This is a genomic window from Desulfovibrio sp. JC022 (assembly GCF_010470665.1).
Lineage (GTDB): Bacteria > Desulfobacterota > Desulfovibrionia > Desulfovibrionales > Desulfovibrionaceae > Maridesulfovibrio.
On the sequence record NZ_VOPZ01000001.1, the window covers coordinates 200,341 to 216,728 of the forward strand.

Consider the following 16,388-nt stretch of genomic DNA (forward strand, 5'->3'; position numbering starts at 1 on the left):
AGATTGCGTGAGATTTTCTGAATCTCAGCGTTCAATGCTACCCTATTATTCCGGCCGATTTTTCCTGCTGTTTTCTGCATAGTCTGTTATATTCAGATTTCATCCTTGCAGTATTTTTTTATTTAGCGCCATCAAACCGGCCCGGATTTCTTTTCAACTTCAAATAATACGGAGGTCATTATTATGAGTGTTCAACTTGATGTAACCGGTTTGGATTCTTGGGGTTTCAATAACGACGGGCCGCTGATTATCGCCGGTCCCTGTAGTGCGGAATCCCGCGAGCAGCTTTTGGAAACCGCCCGCGGCATTAAAGACAAGGGTGTTCACCTGTTGCGTGCAGGTATTTGGAAACCGCGTACACGTCCCGGCTGCTTTGAAGGTATGGGCGAAGAAGGTCTCAAATGGCTGGTTGAAGCCAAGGAAGAAACCGGACTTCCCATTTCTTGTGAAACCGCTACTCCCGAACATGTGGAACTCTGTCTTAAGTACGGTGTAGATATGATTTGGGTCGGCGCACGGACTACCGTAAACCCCTTTGCCGTACAGGCTCTGGCGGATGCTCTTAAGGGAACTGACATTCCCGTGCTGGTAAAAAACCCCATCAACCCTGATGTGGAACTCTGGCTTGGTGCTCTTGAGCGTATCAATAAGGCCGGGGTCAAAAAACTCGGTGCTATCCATCGCGGTTTTTCTTCCGCCCGTGCCAGCGAGTACCGCAATGCTCCCAACTGGAGAATTTTTATTGAGCTGCGTCGCCGCACCGAAGGCATGCCCATAATCTGCGACCCCAGCCATCTTTGCGGTAAGCGTGAACTTATCCCTGCAGTGGCCCAGAAATCCCTCGATCTCCTTTTTGACGGTCTGATGATCGAATCCCACATCAATCCTGATGTGGCTCTCAGCGACAGCAAGCAGCAGTTCACCCCTGAAGATCTCGGCAAGGTTCTGGCTGATCTTGAAGTGAAACATGCAGCTGCGGAAGATGAAGAATTTGCTCTGCGCATGGAAAGCAAGCGTAACCGCCTTGTTGAAATTGATGATGCCATTGTTGAACTTCTTGCCGAGCGCATGGCACTTGGCCGCAAGATCGGTAAGATGAAATGTGAGCGCAATATTGCCCTCTTGCAGCCTGCGCAGTGGAAGAAAACTGTTGAGAAGCGTACCCGCGAAGGTGTTGCCCGCGGTATGGATGAACACTTCATGCTCCGTATTTTCCAGTACATCCATGAAGAGTCTCTGCGTCAGCAGGAATGTGTGTTGGCCGGGGAAGAATAATGGACAAGGTCAATGTTGAGCTGCGCGGTGAGTTCGATAATTCCTATGAGATCAGCGTTGACTACTCCGTCATGGATGAACTTGTCGCGGACCTCAAGGCTAGGAAGTACGGACATACCCCGGTAGTTATCTGTGATGAAAATACCCGTGAGCTTTTCGGCCATACTTTGGTCGAAAAGCTCGCGCTTGAAGATGTTGATCCGTTGATGCTCACTGTACCTGCCGGGGAGAACAGCAAGTCCCTTGATGTATTCGGTTCTCTGCTGGAAGCCATGCTTGAGGCCGGGATTACCCGTCAGGATGTGGTCGTAGCCCTTGGTGGAGGCGTGGTCGGTGATCTCTCCGGTTATGTTGCGGGTAGCTACATGCGCGGCATTAATTTCGTGCAGGTACCCACAACATTGCTGTCACAGGTGGATTCCTCTGTGGGCGGCAAGGTTGCGGTGAATATCAAGCATTGGAAAAACTATTGCGGCATGTTCTATCAGCCCAAGCGTGTTTATACGAACATTTCAGCTCTTGAGTCTCTGCCTGAACGGGAAATTCTCAGCGGGCTGGGCGAAGTGGTTAAGACCGCTTTCATTGCCGACCGTGATTTGGTGGATTATCTGTCCGCCAATGCGGAAAAAGTCCGTTCTCTTGATAGCGAAGTTATGGCCAAGGTTGTGGCTCGCTGCTGTGAAATCAAAGCCGATGTGGTCATTCGCGATGAAAAAGAGGGCGGGGTGCGCCGTATCCTCAACTATGGTCACACTGTTGGGCATGCCATTGAAACATTTGCCGGATATGAGATCTCTCACGGTGAGTGCGTGGCATGGGGGATGCGTATCGTAGCCCGTGCCTGCCACAAGGGTGGGATGCTTTCCGCTGAAGATCTTAAGTTGCATGAAGAACTTATGGATAAGCTTGGTCTTGCCACCGGAAAGCTCGACATTGAGCCTGCCAAGATCATGCAGCTTATGCAGAAGGATAAGAAGGTCAAGCAGGGCGCGGTGGTAATTGTCGGCCTTGATAGGTTGGGCAATGCAGTGGTTTGCGAAGATTTTTCGCTTGAGTTGATTGAAGCTGAGCTTGAAAAGATGGCGTAAGAATGCCTCCGGCGGCTTAAACCCTTTTGGGAAAAGGGTTTAAGAATCTTAAAACTTTTTATTAAGCTTCGCTACCTAGCTTTAAAGTCTATTGAAAAATTAAATAAATTGCGGGGAACTGGTTGTTTTTCCAGTTTCCCGCTTTATATTTTGGGCCAGAAACAACAAGGAGTTCCCATGAAAGATATTTCCACCAAGCTGGTCAATGCGGGCAAAGACGAGGCCCTGCAAGTTATAGATACCATTAATCCGCCTTTGCATCGCGCTTCAACTGTCCTTTTTGATTCCTACGCCGATATGCTCAAGGCGAATAAGGGTGAGTATGAAGGCATTGATTACGGAACCTGCGGTCTTGGTGCTCAGAAAGCTTTTGAAGCTGCCATGGTTGAGCTTGAGGGTGCGTATGGCTGTAAGTCTTTTCAGTCCGGTATTGCTGCTATTGCCATGGTGCTTATGGCTTATACAAAGCAGAGTGATCATATTCTGATTTGCGATAATGTTTACGGCCCGACCCGCCATTTCTGTGATGGATTCCTCGCAAAGTACGGTGTTGAAACCGAATATCTGCCCTCTGATGCCGGCGCAGGAGTAGTTGATTACATTCGCGAAAATACAAAGTTGTTGTTCATGGAATCTCCCGGCTCAAATACATTTGAGATTCAGGATATTTCCGCCATCACCGAAGTCTGCCGCACAAAAAGTGTAGTTACAGTCATCGATAACACATGGGCTACTCCCTTATATTTCAATCCCTTTGAGCATGGCATTGATGTTTCCATTCAGTCCTGCACCAAATATATCACCGGGCATTCTGATATTTTGCTGGGCACTGTTTCCACCAATGAGCAGAGTTGGGATACTTTTAATAAATGCTGCGGTCTTTTTGAAGTTTATGCCGCGCAGGAAGATTGTTACCAAGGCTTGCGCGGTCTGCGGACTCTGAAAGTTCGGCTCAAGGCTCATGAGCAGGCTGCTCTTGAAGTTGCTAAGTGGCTGGCGAATCATGAAATGGTCGAATCTGTGATCCATCCGGCCCTTGAAAGCCATCCCCAGCATGATCTCTGGGAACGTTACTTCAAAGGTTCCAGCGGGCTTTTCGCTTTCACCCTCAAGGAACAATACGAAGATATCGATCACTCGCCATTTGTGGACAACCTCGAACTCTTCGGTCTCGGCTACAGCTGGGGCGGCTACAAAAGTCTGATCACCGGAGGCAAGTTCCGGCGCACCAACCATTTTGGATACGAGGGGAAAACACTTTTCCGCTTAAATATAGGTCTGGAAGATGTGGAAGATTTGAAGGTTGATCTGAAGCAGGGGCTTGAGCAGTTGAAGGGCTAATATTTCTTCCCATCCTGTCTGTCCGCGCTAAGTGCGAAGCATACTAAAAGGTTTTGAAAGGATGGGGTCCGGGGAAGGAAAACTTTTGCAAAAGTTTTCCTTCCCCGGTCGCCGGAGGCGAAAATATTTTAATTAAAGCGCGTAGCGCATCAACTAATTCTTAGCCGCCTGCAAATAAATCTTCTGAAATTCCGGTATGCCCACTTCTTCAGCCCAGTGCAGGTAGAGTGACTTTAGAAAATTGCGGCGCAGCTCCGGTGCAGCTTTAATGCGGTTTTTTATGGCCGCTTCCACATCCATCTCTTCAATTACATTATGCAGGGTCTGCGCGCGGTGGATGATGCGATGTGAGCTTTCGATCAATTTATTACCCTGCCGAGCAAGGCGTTCCCGTAATTCTTCATCATTTATTAGAAGATTATACTTTCCAAGCAGGTCTTCAACGTTGTTGGGTTCATAGGTCAGCAGATGAACTCCATCCTCAAAAATATCAAAGAATCCGTTTTCGATTTTGGGAGTCAGTAGACATGCAGCGCAGGCGAGGGCTTCAAATACCCGGAAATTGAGGTCGCCGCGTTCGGCAATGTTGAGCACTACTTTTGCTCTGGGAAAAAGTTTGCTGAAATCGCCTTTAGTAATGTGCAGACCGGGCACATGTTCAGCTACTTTATCGAGAAAAATTTTTCTTTCCGGGGTCAATTCCGCGCTGACATTACCTACAAAGAGCAGGTCCCATTCTTTTTGTGTTTCGGATGGAACATGATGGTCCATGACAATGGGCGGAAACCAGAGCAGCCGTGATTCCTTTAAACGGGGAGCAAAACGGTCCAGATGATCCTTCAGGCTGACCAGACAGATATCGAATCCTTGGGCGTAAAAGGGGTACCAGCTGTGGATGTGGGTATCGATGCAGTGAAAAATGGTCAGGCAGGGGAAGTTTTCCACGCCTGCAAGGGGCGGAGCGATAGAGCGGTCGGCATAGACCACGGCATAAGGCTTAGTTCCGGTCTTTTCCAGAATATCCTGCCAAGTGAATACCTGCTGCCCCTGGATGGGGATGTGGACTGTTTTGTAGCCCAGTTCATCCATTCCGGTGCGGAAAAAGGTATTTCCGACCCATGCTATGATTTTGGTTTCTTGCTTGTTCACGAAGAGAAGATACCAATTAATCTTATTATTTGAAAGAGGCGGTCTCGGGTGTGCTTTTTACTTGAGCATATCGATCAGGGAGGGTTCATCAAGATCGAGGGATGGGATAAATTTTACCCCGAAGACAGTGTCTTCCTGCCAGACAGCGACGGCCTTCTGGCTGCTGAGAAATCCAATTCTGTCATTAAATATGCAACCCCGGAAAAAAAGAACGTCGTCCCGCTTTATCCTATTGGAATCGCAGCTTGAATTGGTCATGAACTTCATTCCTTCCGTGGAAATATTGAGTATGGTTATATCAAGGTTTCCACCTGTTGACGCGGCAACGTCGCATTGCCGAAAAAAACCGTTGATGGATTCCAGCTCTATCCTTGTCTGTTTGCGTCGGTCTGATAATGTATTCATATTTACCTCCCCAAGGGGAAAGAACACTATGATTCAATAAAATTCAAGTGAATTATTTTTTATGTTATTTGAGAATTATCATTTTAAATCATACCTTATTACTCTGTTTCGTCTTTTCAAATGTTTACTGCTCGGCGGGTTAGATCAGTCTTGCATACAAGATTTGCAGGATTATTGAAAAATCATTGTTTTAGCTATTTGATGAGTTATTGACGGTTGAGTTGTTTCACACATAGACTGATTATAAACAGGGCGAGATCAGGAGTACGGGGAAAATTATGGGAGCAGAGAAGCTTCATAAGTATATATCGGAGTTGAAAGAGCAGCTGGAGCTACAGACCTTGCTGGCGGATTCTTCCTCTGAAGCTATCGGCGTGTTTGATGAGAAGGTGCGTTGTGTGGCTGTGAACAGGGAAGTGCTGGAAGTTCTGGGCTATACCCATGATGAAGTCATTGGCATGGGCGGGTTGGATCTTGTAGCTGAAGAGTATCGCGAATTGGTGCGGGAAAACATTTCCAGCAGGTACGAGCAGCCTTATTTTGTCATGGGTAGACGTAAGGACGGTTCTACTTTTCCTGCTGAAATCCGGGGGCGTACAGTGCAGCTTCGGGATAAGACCTACCGCATTTCAGCTATACGTGACATTTCTTATCTGAAAGCAACTGAAATGGAATTGCGCGAAACCCTGCATGAGTTGAAAATTATTTTTGAAAGTAGCAAAGCCGGGATGATGTTCTTGAAGGGTGGGCGAATCCTGAAAAGGGCAAATCAGGCTCTTGCCGATATTCTGGGTTATGAGTCGCCTGCTGATATGGTCGGCTTGGGTATGATTGATCTGCACCTTACCGAAGAAAAATTTCATGAATTTGGTAAGTTATATTACTACACCCTCGTAAATAAAGCTCAGGTAAATATTGAATATCAGCTGAAGCGTAAGGACGGAAAATTTGTGTGGTGTTCTCTGTCCGGTCAGGCCGTGGATGTGAATGTTCCTGCTGACTTGAATCGCGGGGTGCTTTGGGTTGTGAATGATATTTCTCAGCGCAAGGCGGAAGAGAAGCGGCTGTTGTTGCTGGCAACCACAGACAGTCTTACCGGGGCCTACAATCGCAGGGAATTTTTTCGGCAGGTTGAATTGTTTATGCAGGGAGATAAACGTAATCCAGCTGGTCCGTCTATGTTGATGGTTGATCTTGATAATTTTAAAAAGATAAATGACGCCCATGGGCATGAGGCTGGGGATGCAGTGCTGCGTCATTTTGCTGATATCTGTCGCAGTGTGATCAGGGATGATGATGTTTTTGCCCGCATGGGCGGGGAAGAGTTTGCAGTTTTTCTGCCCGGAACAGACCTTGCCGGAGGTATTGCTGTGGGAGAAAGGTTGTGCCGGAAATTTGCAGCGAGTGAAATTTCCATACAGTCTGGGATTATTAAGTGTACTGCAAGCATCGGGGTAGCCTCCATGAATTCGCGCAGGCTCGATACGAACAGGTTGTTGCGCATGGCGGATATGGCCTTGTACGACGCAAAGGAGTCCGGTCGAAATCTGGTCTGTTTTTATGATTGATTTTTTTAATGTCTCATTCCGCCCATTGAATTTGTTTTAACTCTTGGCTAAAGCCGCTAAAAAAGTTAAATGATTATGCTATAGGAAGTTGTAATAAAGTATTTAATGCGGCCTGAATTTCAGGGGATGGTCGTAACTAATAAAGTCAGGAGAAAGTGGTGAGGAAGTTACTTGTTGTTTTCGCATTGATCGGAATGATGCTTTCCGGGTGCGTGTACGTTAATATGGATGTCGAGAATAAACCTGTTCCGGGCACTGATTTCAGCGATTTTAAAACTTTTTCTTTTAAGCAGAAAAGCGAATCCAAGAAGGATCTTGAAGCTATTCTGCTCAATACTGCCAAGCTGGAACTGGAAGCCAAGGGTTTTAAATATGACCCGAATTCACCCGATTTCGTGGTAGTGGTTAATTTCGGTTCCAAGGCATTCATGGAAAGGGGAGTTACCTACAAAAGGGAAGCTTACGAGTACGATTATATCAGCAAGACCAACTCTGAAATAGGTGTGGTCAAGACCGCTGATGCCCCCCGTGTGGATAACACCGTGCGGATCTATCTGATGACTCCCCATGATGAGGGTTTGAAAACATACCTCTGGCGCGGAAAGGCCACCAGTCAGGACCGTGAAGGTCTGGATATTGTCGGTAAATGTCTGGTCAAAGGCGCGTTGCTGAAATTTCCCGCAGTTGATGGAAAGTTTCGTGAGAAGTTGAATGTAAGGGATTGCGAATAAACGATCATTTTAAATAGTTGCTAAAAAAGAAGCCCCCGGACAACTCCGGGGGCTTCTTTTTTGGTCTGGTGGAAAATTTTCGTGGGTACTTGACTTCGATGAAGATGAATGGCATTCCTTGATCACTATATAACAATATTTTTATATATTGAATTTGATTTGTATGCGCCCGCAGGAAACGGAAGATGGTGAAAATCCGTCGCAGGCGCGCTGCTGTAACCGGGCATAATTCAGGGTGATGGTGTCGATTCACTGTTTTGAGAACGGGAAGGATCGATACTGTGCGTCAAACTGTCCGGAAGCCAGAAGACGTCCTGCGGGAGTGAGTGCCGGACCTCGCGAACAGGTCTGTGAAACAGGGATAAATATCTCGGTCACTTGAAACACGGAGAATTATTATGCTGACGCACACTTTAGGTTATCCCAGAATGGGCAGTAACCGCGAACTCAAACGTAAACTTGAATCATACTGGAGAGGTGAAGCCGGGGCGGATGATCTCGCACTTACTTCCAGAAAATTGCGTGAACTGCATTGGGATGACCAGAAGCAGGCTGGAGTTGATCTGATACCGGTAGGTGATTTTTCCTACTATGACCACATGCTTGATAATGCAGTCAGGTTCGGTGTTATCCCCGGCAGATATAATGTGGAAGGAAACAAAATTTCCCTTGATGATTATTTCAGGATGGCCCGTGGTGAAGCTGGAGAGAACGGCGTGGCGGCCATGGAAATGACAAAGTGGTTTGATACCAACTACCATTACCTCGTGCCTGAATTTAAAAGTGACCAGAAGTTTTTTCTTGCCGATACATCTTTGCTTGAACAGGTTGATGAAGCGGCTTTGCTTGGGCACAGAATCAAGGCCGTCCTGCCCGGACCATTGACCTTTTTGCTGTTGGGTAAGTGCGCGGATCAGGAATTTGATCGTTTGGATTTGTTGGAAAACCTGCTGCCAGCTTACGTGGAACTAATTGAGAAGCTCTCCGCCAAATGCGAGTGGATTCAATTTGATGAGCCTATTCTGGCCCTCGATCTCGACGAGTCGGTGCGTAAGCTTTTCAACCCTGTTTACCGCACCTTTAAAGAAGCAGCCTTAAATTCCAAAATTCTTGTTGCCTCCTATTTTGGAGGTCTGGGTGATAATCTTGAAACTGCTACCTCTTTGCCTGTCGATGCTTTGCATGTTGACCTCGTACGCGGTTCACAGGACCTTGAACCGCTGCTTGTAAATCTGGCGGATAATTTAAGCCTTTCCCTCGGTGTAGTAGACGGCAGGAATATCTGGCGGGCTGATCTTGATAAGGGTGTTGCTGCTGTGAAGTCCGCAAAGACTGTGCTTGGCGAAGAACGGGTCTTGGTAGCTCCTTCATGTTCACTTCTGCATGTCCCTTTTGATCTTGAGCTGGAAACAAAGCTGGACGTGGAAATTAAATCTTGGATGGCGTTTGCCCGCCAGAAGTGTGTAGAAATCAGGACCATCGCTGATGCAGCAGCAGGTAAGGATGTTGAAGCTTTTCTGGTTGATAACCGCGGCATTCTTGGCTCCCGGAAGAAAAGTCCGAGGGTTAACAATCTACAGGTTGCCCGGAGACTGGCTGAACTAAAACCTGAAGATTACCAGCGTAAATCCACTTATACCAAGCGTGCTGAAATTCAGCGCGGGCTCGGTTTTCCTCTTTTGCCCACAACCACTATCGGTTCTTTTCCCCAGACTCCGGAAGTGCGTTCCACCAGAAGCGGTTTTAAGAACGGTCGTATTGAGCGGGCTGATTACGAAAGCTTTATGCACGGATACATCGAAGACTGCATCCGTCGTCAGGAGGAAATCGGGCTTGATGTGCTGGTTCACGGTGAACCTGAACGCAACGACATGGTTGAATATTTCGGCGAAAATTTTGACGGCTACTGCTTTACGTCCAACGGCTGGGTGCAGAGTTACGGTTCCCGTTGCGTGAAACCTCCGGTGATTTTCGGTGATGTGTCCCGTCCCGGTCCCATTACCGTGGATTGGATCAATTATGCCCGCTCCCTTTCAGAGCGTGAAGTCAAGGGTATGCTCACCGGACCGGTAACCATCCTGTGCTGGAGTTTTGTTCGTGATGACCAGCCCCGCAGTGAAACCTGCCGTCAGATCGCACTGGCCGTGCGTGATGAGGTGGCTGATCTTGAAAAGAGCGGGGTTAAAGTTATTCAGATTGACGAACCCGCCCTGCGTGAAGGTCTGCCTCTGCGTAAGGCAGAACAACCAGAATATTTGAAGTGGGCAGAGGAGTGCTTTCGTCTCTCCGCTTCCTGCGTTGAGGATGCCACCCAGATTCATACCCACATGTGTTACTGCGAATTCGATGAAATCATGGATTCCATTGCCGCCCTTGATGCCGATGTCATCAGCATCGAGGCCAGTCGCAGTCGCATGGAACTCTTAGGTAGCTTCAATCGGTTCAGCTATCCCAATGAAGTCGGTCCCGGTGTTTACGATATCCATAGTCCGGCAATTCCGGCTGAAGATGATATGGCCCTGCTGCTGGAAAAAGCTCTGGAAGTCATTCCCGCAGAACGGCTTTGGGTAAATCCGGATTGCGGACTCAAGACCCGCAAATGGGATGAGGTTGTCCCGGCTCTTAAAAATATGGTTCAGGCGGCTAAGAAAGTACGCCGTGAGATTCAATAAAGATAAATAAACTTCCCGGACCGTACCTGCGGTCCGGGAACCAAGCAGATAAAATGGAGAATTAAATGCAGGTGGCACAGAATATCAATAAGGCTGGACAATTTTTTTCCTTTGAATTTTTTCCGCCCAAGGATAAATCCACATGGCCCGTGTTTATGGAAAGGGCCGCAAGGCTGGCCGCTTTGAAGCCTCTTTTCGCATCAGTAACTTACGGAGCGGGCGGAACCAGCCACGACAATTCCCTTGAAATATGTTCCCGGCTGAAAAAGGATATGGGTATTGATATTCTTGCCCATCTGACTTGTGTCGGTGCCAGCGAGCAGTCCATTGATGAATTTGTCAGCCGTCTTGGTGAGGCAGGGGTCTCGGATATTCTGGCCCTTGGCGGGGATGGAGTGAAAGACGCCAATGGAGAAGGGCAAAGCCGTTTCATGCATGCTTCAGATCTTGTGGAGTATGTGAATGGTAAATTTTCCGAAGTGGGCATGGCTGTGGCCGGATATCCCGGCGGACATCCGGAGTCTCCGTCTATTGCCACGGATATTGAGATCCACAATTCCAAGCTTGCCAAAGGTGCGGACTTCACCATGACCCAGTTGTTTTTCGATAACAGGCTCTACTTCGATTATGTGGACAGGCTGGCGGAACTCAGCAGTACTACCCCGGTAATCCCCGGTGTATTGCCCATTCAATCTTTAAGTTCCCTGCGTCGGATTATGTCCCTGTGCGGTGCAGCCATTCCCGGCGATCTTTATTGCGGAGTGGAAAAGGCCTTTGATAAGGGCGGCGATGAGGCTGTTATGGAGTTCGGTTTTGACTTTGCACGCAAACAGATCGCGGACCTGCTTGATAAGGGCGCACCCGGAGTGCATATTTACAGTTTGAACCGCGCAGCCATGTGTGAAAGGTTGATTACTGACTTGAAGAGTGACGGATATTTTAATTAACTTTTTCAATGTTTCATTGCTACGTAAAAAATCCCTTCAACCCAATCGGGTCGAAGGGATTTTTGCTAACAGGGATTCCAAGGGGATTTAGTCCCTTCTACAAAAAACCTTTAAATGTATCGGCGATCTGGGCAGCGGTCTTTACCCGCTCCGGCCCGTGTTCGATGATAAAGGGCAGAATCTTATCAGAGTAACTGCCCAGCCCGGAAAGAAGGGTTTCGCTCAGTCCCTTGGCTGAAGGTGAGGCGATAAAGTTCTTGATTTCAGTGTACAGGGTCTTGGCTTCGCTTACGGAATCATTGCCGGAAGTATAGGCTGTGGAGGCATGACCGTAGACTTTTTGGGCTTTCTCAATACTTCCGGGAGTAGTGATTATCTTGGTCAATTTTGAAGTCAGTGAGGAATCAGTTGTGCCGGAATCCATGCTTTCAGAAAATCCGACCAGCTTGGCAAGTCTGGTCATTGCTGAACCGGAGCCGATGTCGCCTAGTTTTGAAGTCAGGGCTGCGCCTTCGTCCGGGTTGAGCAGGCTCATGGTCGCGGTCTGGGCATCAACGAGGTTTTCCGTGGAATCGTAAAAGCCGTTGTAAACATTTTTAGCCCGGTCGAGCAGGCTGGCACCTTCTGCCGCACTCTTGGCTGTTTCAGCGGAGGAAGACAGGTCGTTCAGACTGAATGCCTGAGCTGCCGGTGTTTGAAAAAGCATGCATACTGCCAGCAGGGAAAGGGCTATCATAAGGGAACGGTTGTTTTTCATCTTGCTATCTCCATTTTTAAGTTAGAAGTGCAGTATACTTGAATGGTGGAAATTTGCCATTAGAAAGCTGAGCTCTTTAACCTTGTGTTTCTTTATGTTAATCAATGGAAAATGTGGGGTGTGTTTTGCGCTTAAAAATATTGCTGATATTAATATTGCTTTTTTGTTCGTACCGCCCGTGCAGTGCGCAGGATTTGAAGTTTTCCTGCATAAAAGGATTGGTTGAACAAGAAATCGGCACATATATCCTTCCGCATGTATACAAGCATCTCAACATGGATATTAAGATTTTTCCCATGCCCGGCAAGCGTGCCCAACGATCTGTTGAAACCGGTCTGGTTGATGGTGAGGTCATGCGTATTTATTCCTATGGCGGAGAAGTTCCCGGTGTTATACGCGTAGAGCCTGCTTATTTTTACCTTGATACCACCCCCTATGCGCGAAAGGGCAGTGGGATAAAAATTGATTCAGTCGATGATTTGCTGAAATATAAGGTCGTTAAAATTCGGGGTGTTAAACATACTGAAAAAGTCACCGCGATGATGGACAGTGTTTACAATTTGGACAGTGTTTACAATTTGGACAGTGTTTACAATTTGGACAGTCCTGAGCAGATGGTTAAATATCTGGAGTGCGGTCGGGCTGATGTTGCTCTGGCCAACTCATTGAATTGGAAATACCTGCTTACCAAAATGGATTTCGATGATATTGTCCCAGCTGGGCCGCCTTTGCAGAAACTGCCTTTGTATCATTATCTGGATAAACGCCATGCGCGGTTGGCGGAAAAGGTCGGGGATGTGATTAAAAAGATGAAGGAAAGTGGAGAGCTTGATAAGCTGATAAAAGAAGCTGAAGAAAAGTTTTTTGGTTCGGTGGATGAATCTCGCTTCAAACACTAGGCGTAAAAAAAAGGCCGCAACATCTTAAAATGTTGCAGCCTTTTTGTCTTTGAATGCTGCTGGTTATTCTTTGGCGTCGTGGGTGTTGCGCACGGCCATGGCGTGGGTCAAACGGTCGATGATGATCGCCAGAAACACGATGGAGAGTCCGGCTTCAAAGCCCATGCCGATGTCGATACGGTTAATGGCTACCAGTACTTCCATTCCCAGCCCTTTGGCCCCGATCATGGAGGCCACAACAACCATAGCCAGAGCCATCATTGTTGTCTGGTTGATGCCGACAACGATGGTCGGACGGGCCAGTGGCAGTTGCACCTTGAACAAGGTCTGCATGGGAGTCGCACCAAAGGCTCGGGCTGCTTCAATCACATCTTTGGGAACCTCGCGGATTCCCACATTGGTCAGACGGATGATCGGCGGCATGGAGTAGATGATGGTTGCAAAAAGTGCGGGCACCTTTCCAAGGCCGAAGAGCATCATTACCGGAATGAGGTAAACAAAGCTCGGCATGGTCTGCATGGCATCAAGGATCGGCTTGATGATGGTTTCCACACGATCACTTCTTGCCATCCAGATGCCTACGGGAATCCCTACTGCAAGTGATATGGCCACCGCACCGGTGACCAGTGCCAAAGTCATCATGGTCAGCTTCCAGTAGCCGAAGCAGCCGATTACAAAAAGCATGGCTGACATGCCCAGTCCTCTTTTCCAGCTGCCAAGCAGCCACCAGCCAGCCACTCCTACTCCGATGATTATTACAAACCAAGGGATCATAAGGAAGAACTGCTGCAATGCAATAAGCATTTGTAAAAGGACACTGCCGAGGGCATCAAAAAATTGCCCCCAGTTATCCATGACCCATGACATGCCTGCGTTTACCCAGTCATCCAGTGGTATTTCCAGAGTTTTTGGAAATTTATACATTGTAAAAAATCCGGTTGTTATGTTTTTGCGGTTGTAGGCTAGTTAAGCGCGGCCTTGATTTTGGCAGCTTTGTCTGCGGGAACCCATTTGGTCCAGACATCCTGATTGTTCTTAAGGAACCACTCGGCGACCTCTTCAAGGCTTGCCTTTTCATTTTTCATGTAGGCGAGACACTCGTTGGTTATGGCCATGGTGGTTTCGTATTTCTTGAACATCTCGATGATTTCGGGGGCTCTATCCATCAGGGATTTGCCGACGAGAATGTTAACATCGGAGTTGGGGTAATCGCAGAGTCTGGTATCGTTCCATACTTTCGCATCGTAAGGTGCTTCTTCAAGGAAAGTCATATCGATCATGCCCATTACCCAGGTGGGGCCCCAGTAATATCCAACCCAGCCTTTGCCGCGTTTGTATGCGGAAACCATGGAGCCTGCCAGTGCGGCATCTGAACCGGGAGCAAGAAAGTTAAATTTATCATCCAGACCGTAGTTGGTAAGTTTCTGCTCGGTCTTCTGGGTGGCGGTCCATCCGGTCACGCCGGAATAAATGAGTCCCATGGAAGGATCTTCAGGATCTTTAAAAAATTCAGGGTACTTGGCAAGGTCTGCAACTGTTTTGAGTCCCGGTGTCATAGGCTTGATGCCGCGTTTGGGATCGCCTTTGATCATGTAGGTGGGGACCATCAACCCCTCACGGGCATCCTTGAAGTTTGCGCCGAGGTCAAACAGGGTACCGGCTTTGATACCTTTATCGTAGAGATGCTGTGAGTTTGAGGTCCAGGATTCCATGTCCACGTCCATGTCGCCACGCATGATTGCTTCATATGCAATGGCGGTTCCGGCGGGGATATATTCTACGTCTGTACCGTAGCCGTTTTCAATGATGAATCCGGCAATGCGGTTGTGAATCTGGATGCTGTCCCAGTTCAGGTCAGCGAAAATGACCGGCTGGTCTGCCGCCTGAGCGGAGTTAACAGGCAGAATGCTCAGCATTGCTGCGAAAACAATGGATGTAATCCAAAGTATTGTGTGGGATTTGGCTTTACTCATAAAAAGAATCCTCCAGGATTATTAAATTGACGGGTCCGGTCCGTATTCTGCTACTGCGGCTATAAGGTTGCCGCTGACCACAACGCCGATGAATTCATTGTTTGTATCTACGACGGCAAGGGGCCAACCGGATTCGGACCTCATGGGATATAGTTCCAGCGCAGGAGTCTCAGCAGAGACGCTGCGGGCAGGTTTAATTATGTCTTCAAGCTTTTTGTCTCCGGCTTCAACAGCTTTTGCCGCGTCAGCAGCATGGACGATGCCGAGTACATGGTCGCTTGAATTGAGAGCAAAAATGGATGAAATACTGTTTTTGCGCATTTTCCGCAGCGCGGCGCGCGGTCCGTCCGCAGCAACGTAGACGACTGCTTCCGCTTTTTTCATAACGTTTTCAGCTGTGAGTACCTTGGTGGCGTCCACATCTTCCACAAAGCGTCTGACATAGTCGTTGGCGGGTTCGGTGAGAATTTCTTCGGGAGTGCCTGTCTGCACGATGACTCCGTCCTTCATGAGTACGATGCGGTCACCAAGTTTCAAGGCTTCGTCCAGATCATGACTGATGAAGATGATGGTCTTGTGCATGCGTTTCTGCAATTTGATCAGTTCATCCTGCATATCGCGGCGGATGAGCGGGTCAAGGGCGGAAAACGCTTCGTCCATGAGCAGGATATCCGGGTCAAGGGCAAGGGCGCGCGCCAACCCGACACGCTGCTGCATGCCGCCGGACAGTTGCGAGGGATAACTGTCTCCCCAGCCATCAAGTCCTACCTGAGCCAGCATTTTTTCGGAAACCTCGCGTTTCTCAGCAGCAGGTTTACCCATCAGGTCAAGCCCGAATTCAACATTTTCATAAATGGTCTTATGCGGCAGGAGTGCAAAGTTCTGAAAAACCATGCCCAGTTTTTTCTGGCTGAGTTCGCGCATGGCCGGTGCGTCCAGTGTGGTTACGTCCACACCGTCCACTAGTACTTTGCCGTCGGTAGGCTCAATGAGACGGTTAATGCAGCGAACAAGTGTTGATTTGCCGCTGCCTGAGAGGCCCATAATGACAAGGAGTTCACCCTCGTTGGCAGAGAAGGAAGCCTGATTGACTCCCACACTGAGTCCTGTCTGATTGAAAATTGTTTCTTTATCCAGTCCTTCGCGGACTAACTTTAAACCCTTCTGCGGATTTGTTCCGAATATTTTTGTAACGTTCTCGACAACTAATTTTTTCATTTAATAACGATGCCCGTAGGCCTTGTCTGAATTTATAAAGAAGTGAAAAGGGTAACACAGGAGTGTTATATGTCAAATTGAGCTTTAATAGTATGAATGATGTACTTTCTTATGTTGTTTGTACTGTTTTTGAAGTTGCGCTGGTGTGTTGTGAAGTTGTATTTTAGTCAGAGTAGAAAAATAAAAAATACAACATGTTTTTTGATGTATGATTTGTAAAATGCATCGAAAATGTGCTGTTGTTGCCTGATTAACAATGAAGAAAAGAAAAATCAGGAGGGCGGGGAGGCATATGCGCAAGCTTGAAGGGAGCAAAGTTGTAAAAACGAAAAAAGCCGCAACTTGCGTTGCGGCTTTCGTCATTT

At 47.8% G+C, this 16,388-nt stretch carries 14 protein-coding genes and 1 riboswitch; of the genes, 8 read left to right on the forward strand and 6 right to left on the reverse strand.

Features of this window, described 5'->3' with window-relative positions; genetic code table 11:
* Positions 1–183 precede the first annotated feature (183 nt).
* The 3 genes from FMS18_RS00825 (at position 184) to metC (ending at position 3,704) form a co-directional block, all read left to right on the forward strand.
* Entirely contained in the window at positions 184–1,275 is a 1,092-nt protein-coding gene (locus FMS18_RS00825) for a bifunctional 3-deoxy-7-phosphoheptulonate synthase/chorismate mutase type II (RefSeq protein ID WP_163291844.1), read from the forward strand.
* Entirely contained in the window at positions 1,275–2,363 is a 1,089-nt protein-coding gene (aroB, locus tag FMS18_RS00830; RefSeq protein ID WP_163291845.1) for a 3-dehydroquinate synthase, read from the forward strand. Before FMS18_RS00825 ends, aroB begins: the two co-directional genes overlap by 1 nt.
* A 177-nt stretch (positions 2,364–2,540) precedes the next feature.
* Entirely contained in the window at positions 2,541–3,704 is a 1,164-nt protein-coding gene (metC, locus tag FMS18_RS00835; RefSeq protein ID WP_163291846.1) for a cystathionine beta-lyase, read from the forward strand.
* A gap of 153 nt (positions 3,705–3,857) precedes the next feature.
* Here metC and FMS18_RS00840 read toward each other — a convergent pair whose 3' ends face one another.
* Both FMS18_RS00840 and FMS18_RS00845 read right to left on the reverse strand, forming a co-directional pair.
* Positions 3,858–4,853 carry a glycosyltransferase gene (locus tag FMS18_RS00840; protein ID WP_368854136.1) on the reverse strand — a complete coding sequence of 332 codons (996 nt, stop codon included), beginning with the start codon at positions 4,851–4,853 and terminating at the stop codon, positions 3,858–3,860.
* Between the two features lie 57 nt (positions 4,854–4,910).
* Complete coding sequence (locus FMS18_RS00845) at positions 4,911–5,258, reverse strand: pilus assembly protein PilZ (protein ID WP_163291847.1); 348 nt, start codon at positions 5,256–5,258, stop codon at positions 4,911–4,913.
* 278 nt (positions 5,259–5,536) lie between these two features.
* Here FMS18_RS00845 and FMS18_RS00850 point away from each other — a divergent pair, with 278 nt between their 5' ends.
* The 4 genes from FMS18_RS00850 (at position 5,537) to FMS18_RS00865 (ending at position 11,176) form a co-directional block, all read left to right on the forward strand.
* On the forward strand, positions 5,537–6,826 hold the full coding sequence (locus FMS18_RS00850) for a diguanylate cyclase (RefSeq protein ID WP_163291848.1): 1,290 nt from the start codon (positions 5,537–5,539) through the stop codon (positions 6,824–6,826).
* A 158-nt stretch (positions 6,827–6,984) separates the two neighbouring features.
* The gene (locus tag FMS18_RS00855; protein ID WP_163291849.1) at positions 6,985–7,557 is read left to right on the forward strand and encodes a DUF4136 domain-containing protein; all 573 of its coding nucleotides are present in this window, start codon (positions 6,985–6,987) and stop codon (positions 7,555–7,557) included.
* A gap of 143 nt (positions 7,558–7,700) precedes the next feature.
* A riboswitch (cobalamin riboswitch) is annotated at positions 7,701–7,891 on the forward strand.
* 64 nt (positions 7,892–7,955) lie between these two features.
* Positions 7,956–10,229 (forward strand): 5-methyltetrahydropteroyltriglutamate--homocysteine S-methyltransferase, encoded by a 2,274-nt coding sequence (gene metE, locus FMS18_RS00860; RefSeq protein ID WP_163291850.1) that lies wholly within the window; start codon positions 7,956–7,958, stop codon positions 10,227–10,229.
* A gap of 65 nt (positions 10,230–10,294) precedes the next feature.
* Positions 10,295–11,176 (forward strand): methylenetetrahydrofolate reductase, encoded by an 882-nt coding sequence (locus FMS18_RS00865; RefSeq protein ID WP_163291851.1) that lies wholly within the window; start codon positions 10,295–10,297, stop codon positions 11,174–11,176.
* Between the two features lie 97 nt (positions 11,177–11,273).
* Here the strand turns inward: FMS18_RS00865 and FMS18_RS00870 are convergent, their stop codons facing one another.
* On the reverse strand, positions 11,274–11,933 hold the full coding sequence (locus FMS18_RS00870; protein WP_163291852.1) for a hypothetical protein: 660 nt from the start codon (positions 11,931–11,933) through the stop codon (positions 11,274–11,276).
* Between the two features lie 218 nt (positions 11,934–12,151).
* Here FMS18_RS00870 and FMS18_RS00875 point away from each other — a divergent pair, with 218 nt between their 5' ends.
* Positions 12,152–12,832, forward strand: a complete 681-nt coding sequence (locus tag FMS18_RS00875; protein ID WP_163291853.1) for an ABC transporter substrate-binding protein — start codon at positions 12,152–12,154, stop codon at positions 12,830–12,832.
* Between the two features lie 63 nt (positions 12,833–12,895).
* On the opposite strand, the gene FMS18_RS00880 is transcribed toward FMS18_RS00875, so the two are convergent.
* From FMS18_RS00880 to FMS18_RS00890, 3 genes are read right to left on the reverse strand one after another with little or no spacing between them, the layout of a single operon-like run.
* Positions 12,896–13,756, reverse strand: a complete 861-nt coding sequence (locus FMS18_RS00880; RefSeq protein WP_163291854.1) for a proline/glycine betaine ABC transporter permease — start codon at positions 13,754–13,756, stop codon at positions 12,896–12,898.
* A 38-nt stretch (positions 13,757–13,794) separates the two neighbouring features.
* On the reverse strand, positions 13,795–14,805 hold the full coding sequence (locus FMS18_RS00885) for an ABC transporter substrate-binding protein (protein WP_163291855.1): 1,011 nt from the start codon (positions 14,803–14,805) through the stop codon (positions 13,795–13,797).
* Positions 14,806–14,826: 21 nt separating this feature from the next.
* The gene (locus FMS18_RS00890; protein ID WP_163291856.1) at positions 14,827–16,023 is read right to left on the reverse strand and encodes a glycine betaine/L-proline ABC transporter ATP-binding protein; all 1,197 of its coding nucleotides are present in this window, start codon (positions 16,021–16,023) and stop codon (positions 14,827–14,829) included.
* Between the last annotated feature and the right edge of the window lie 365 nt (positions 16,024–16,388).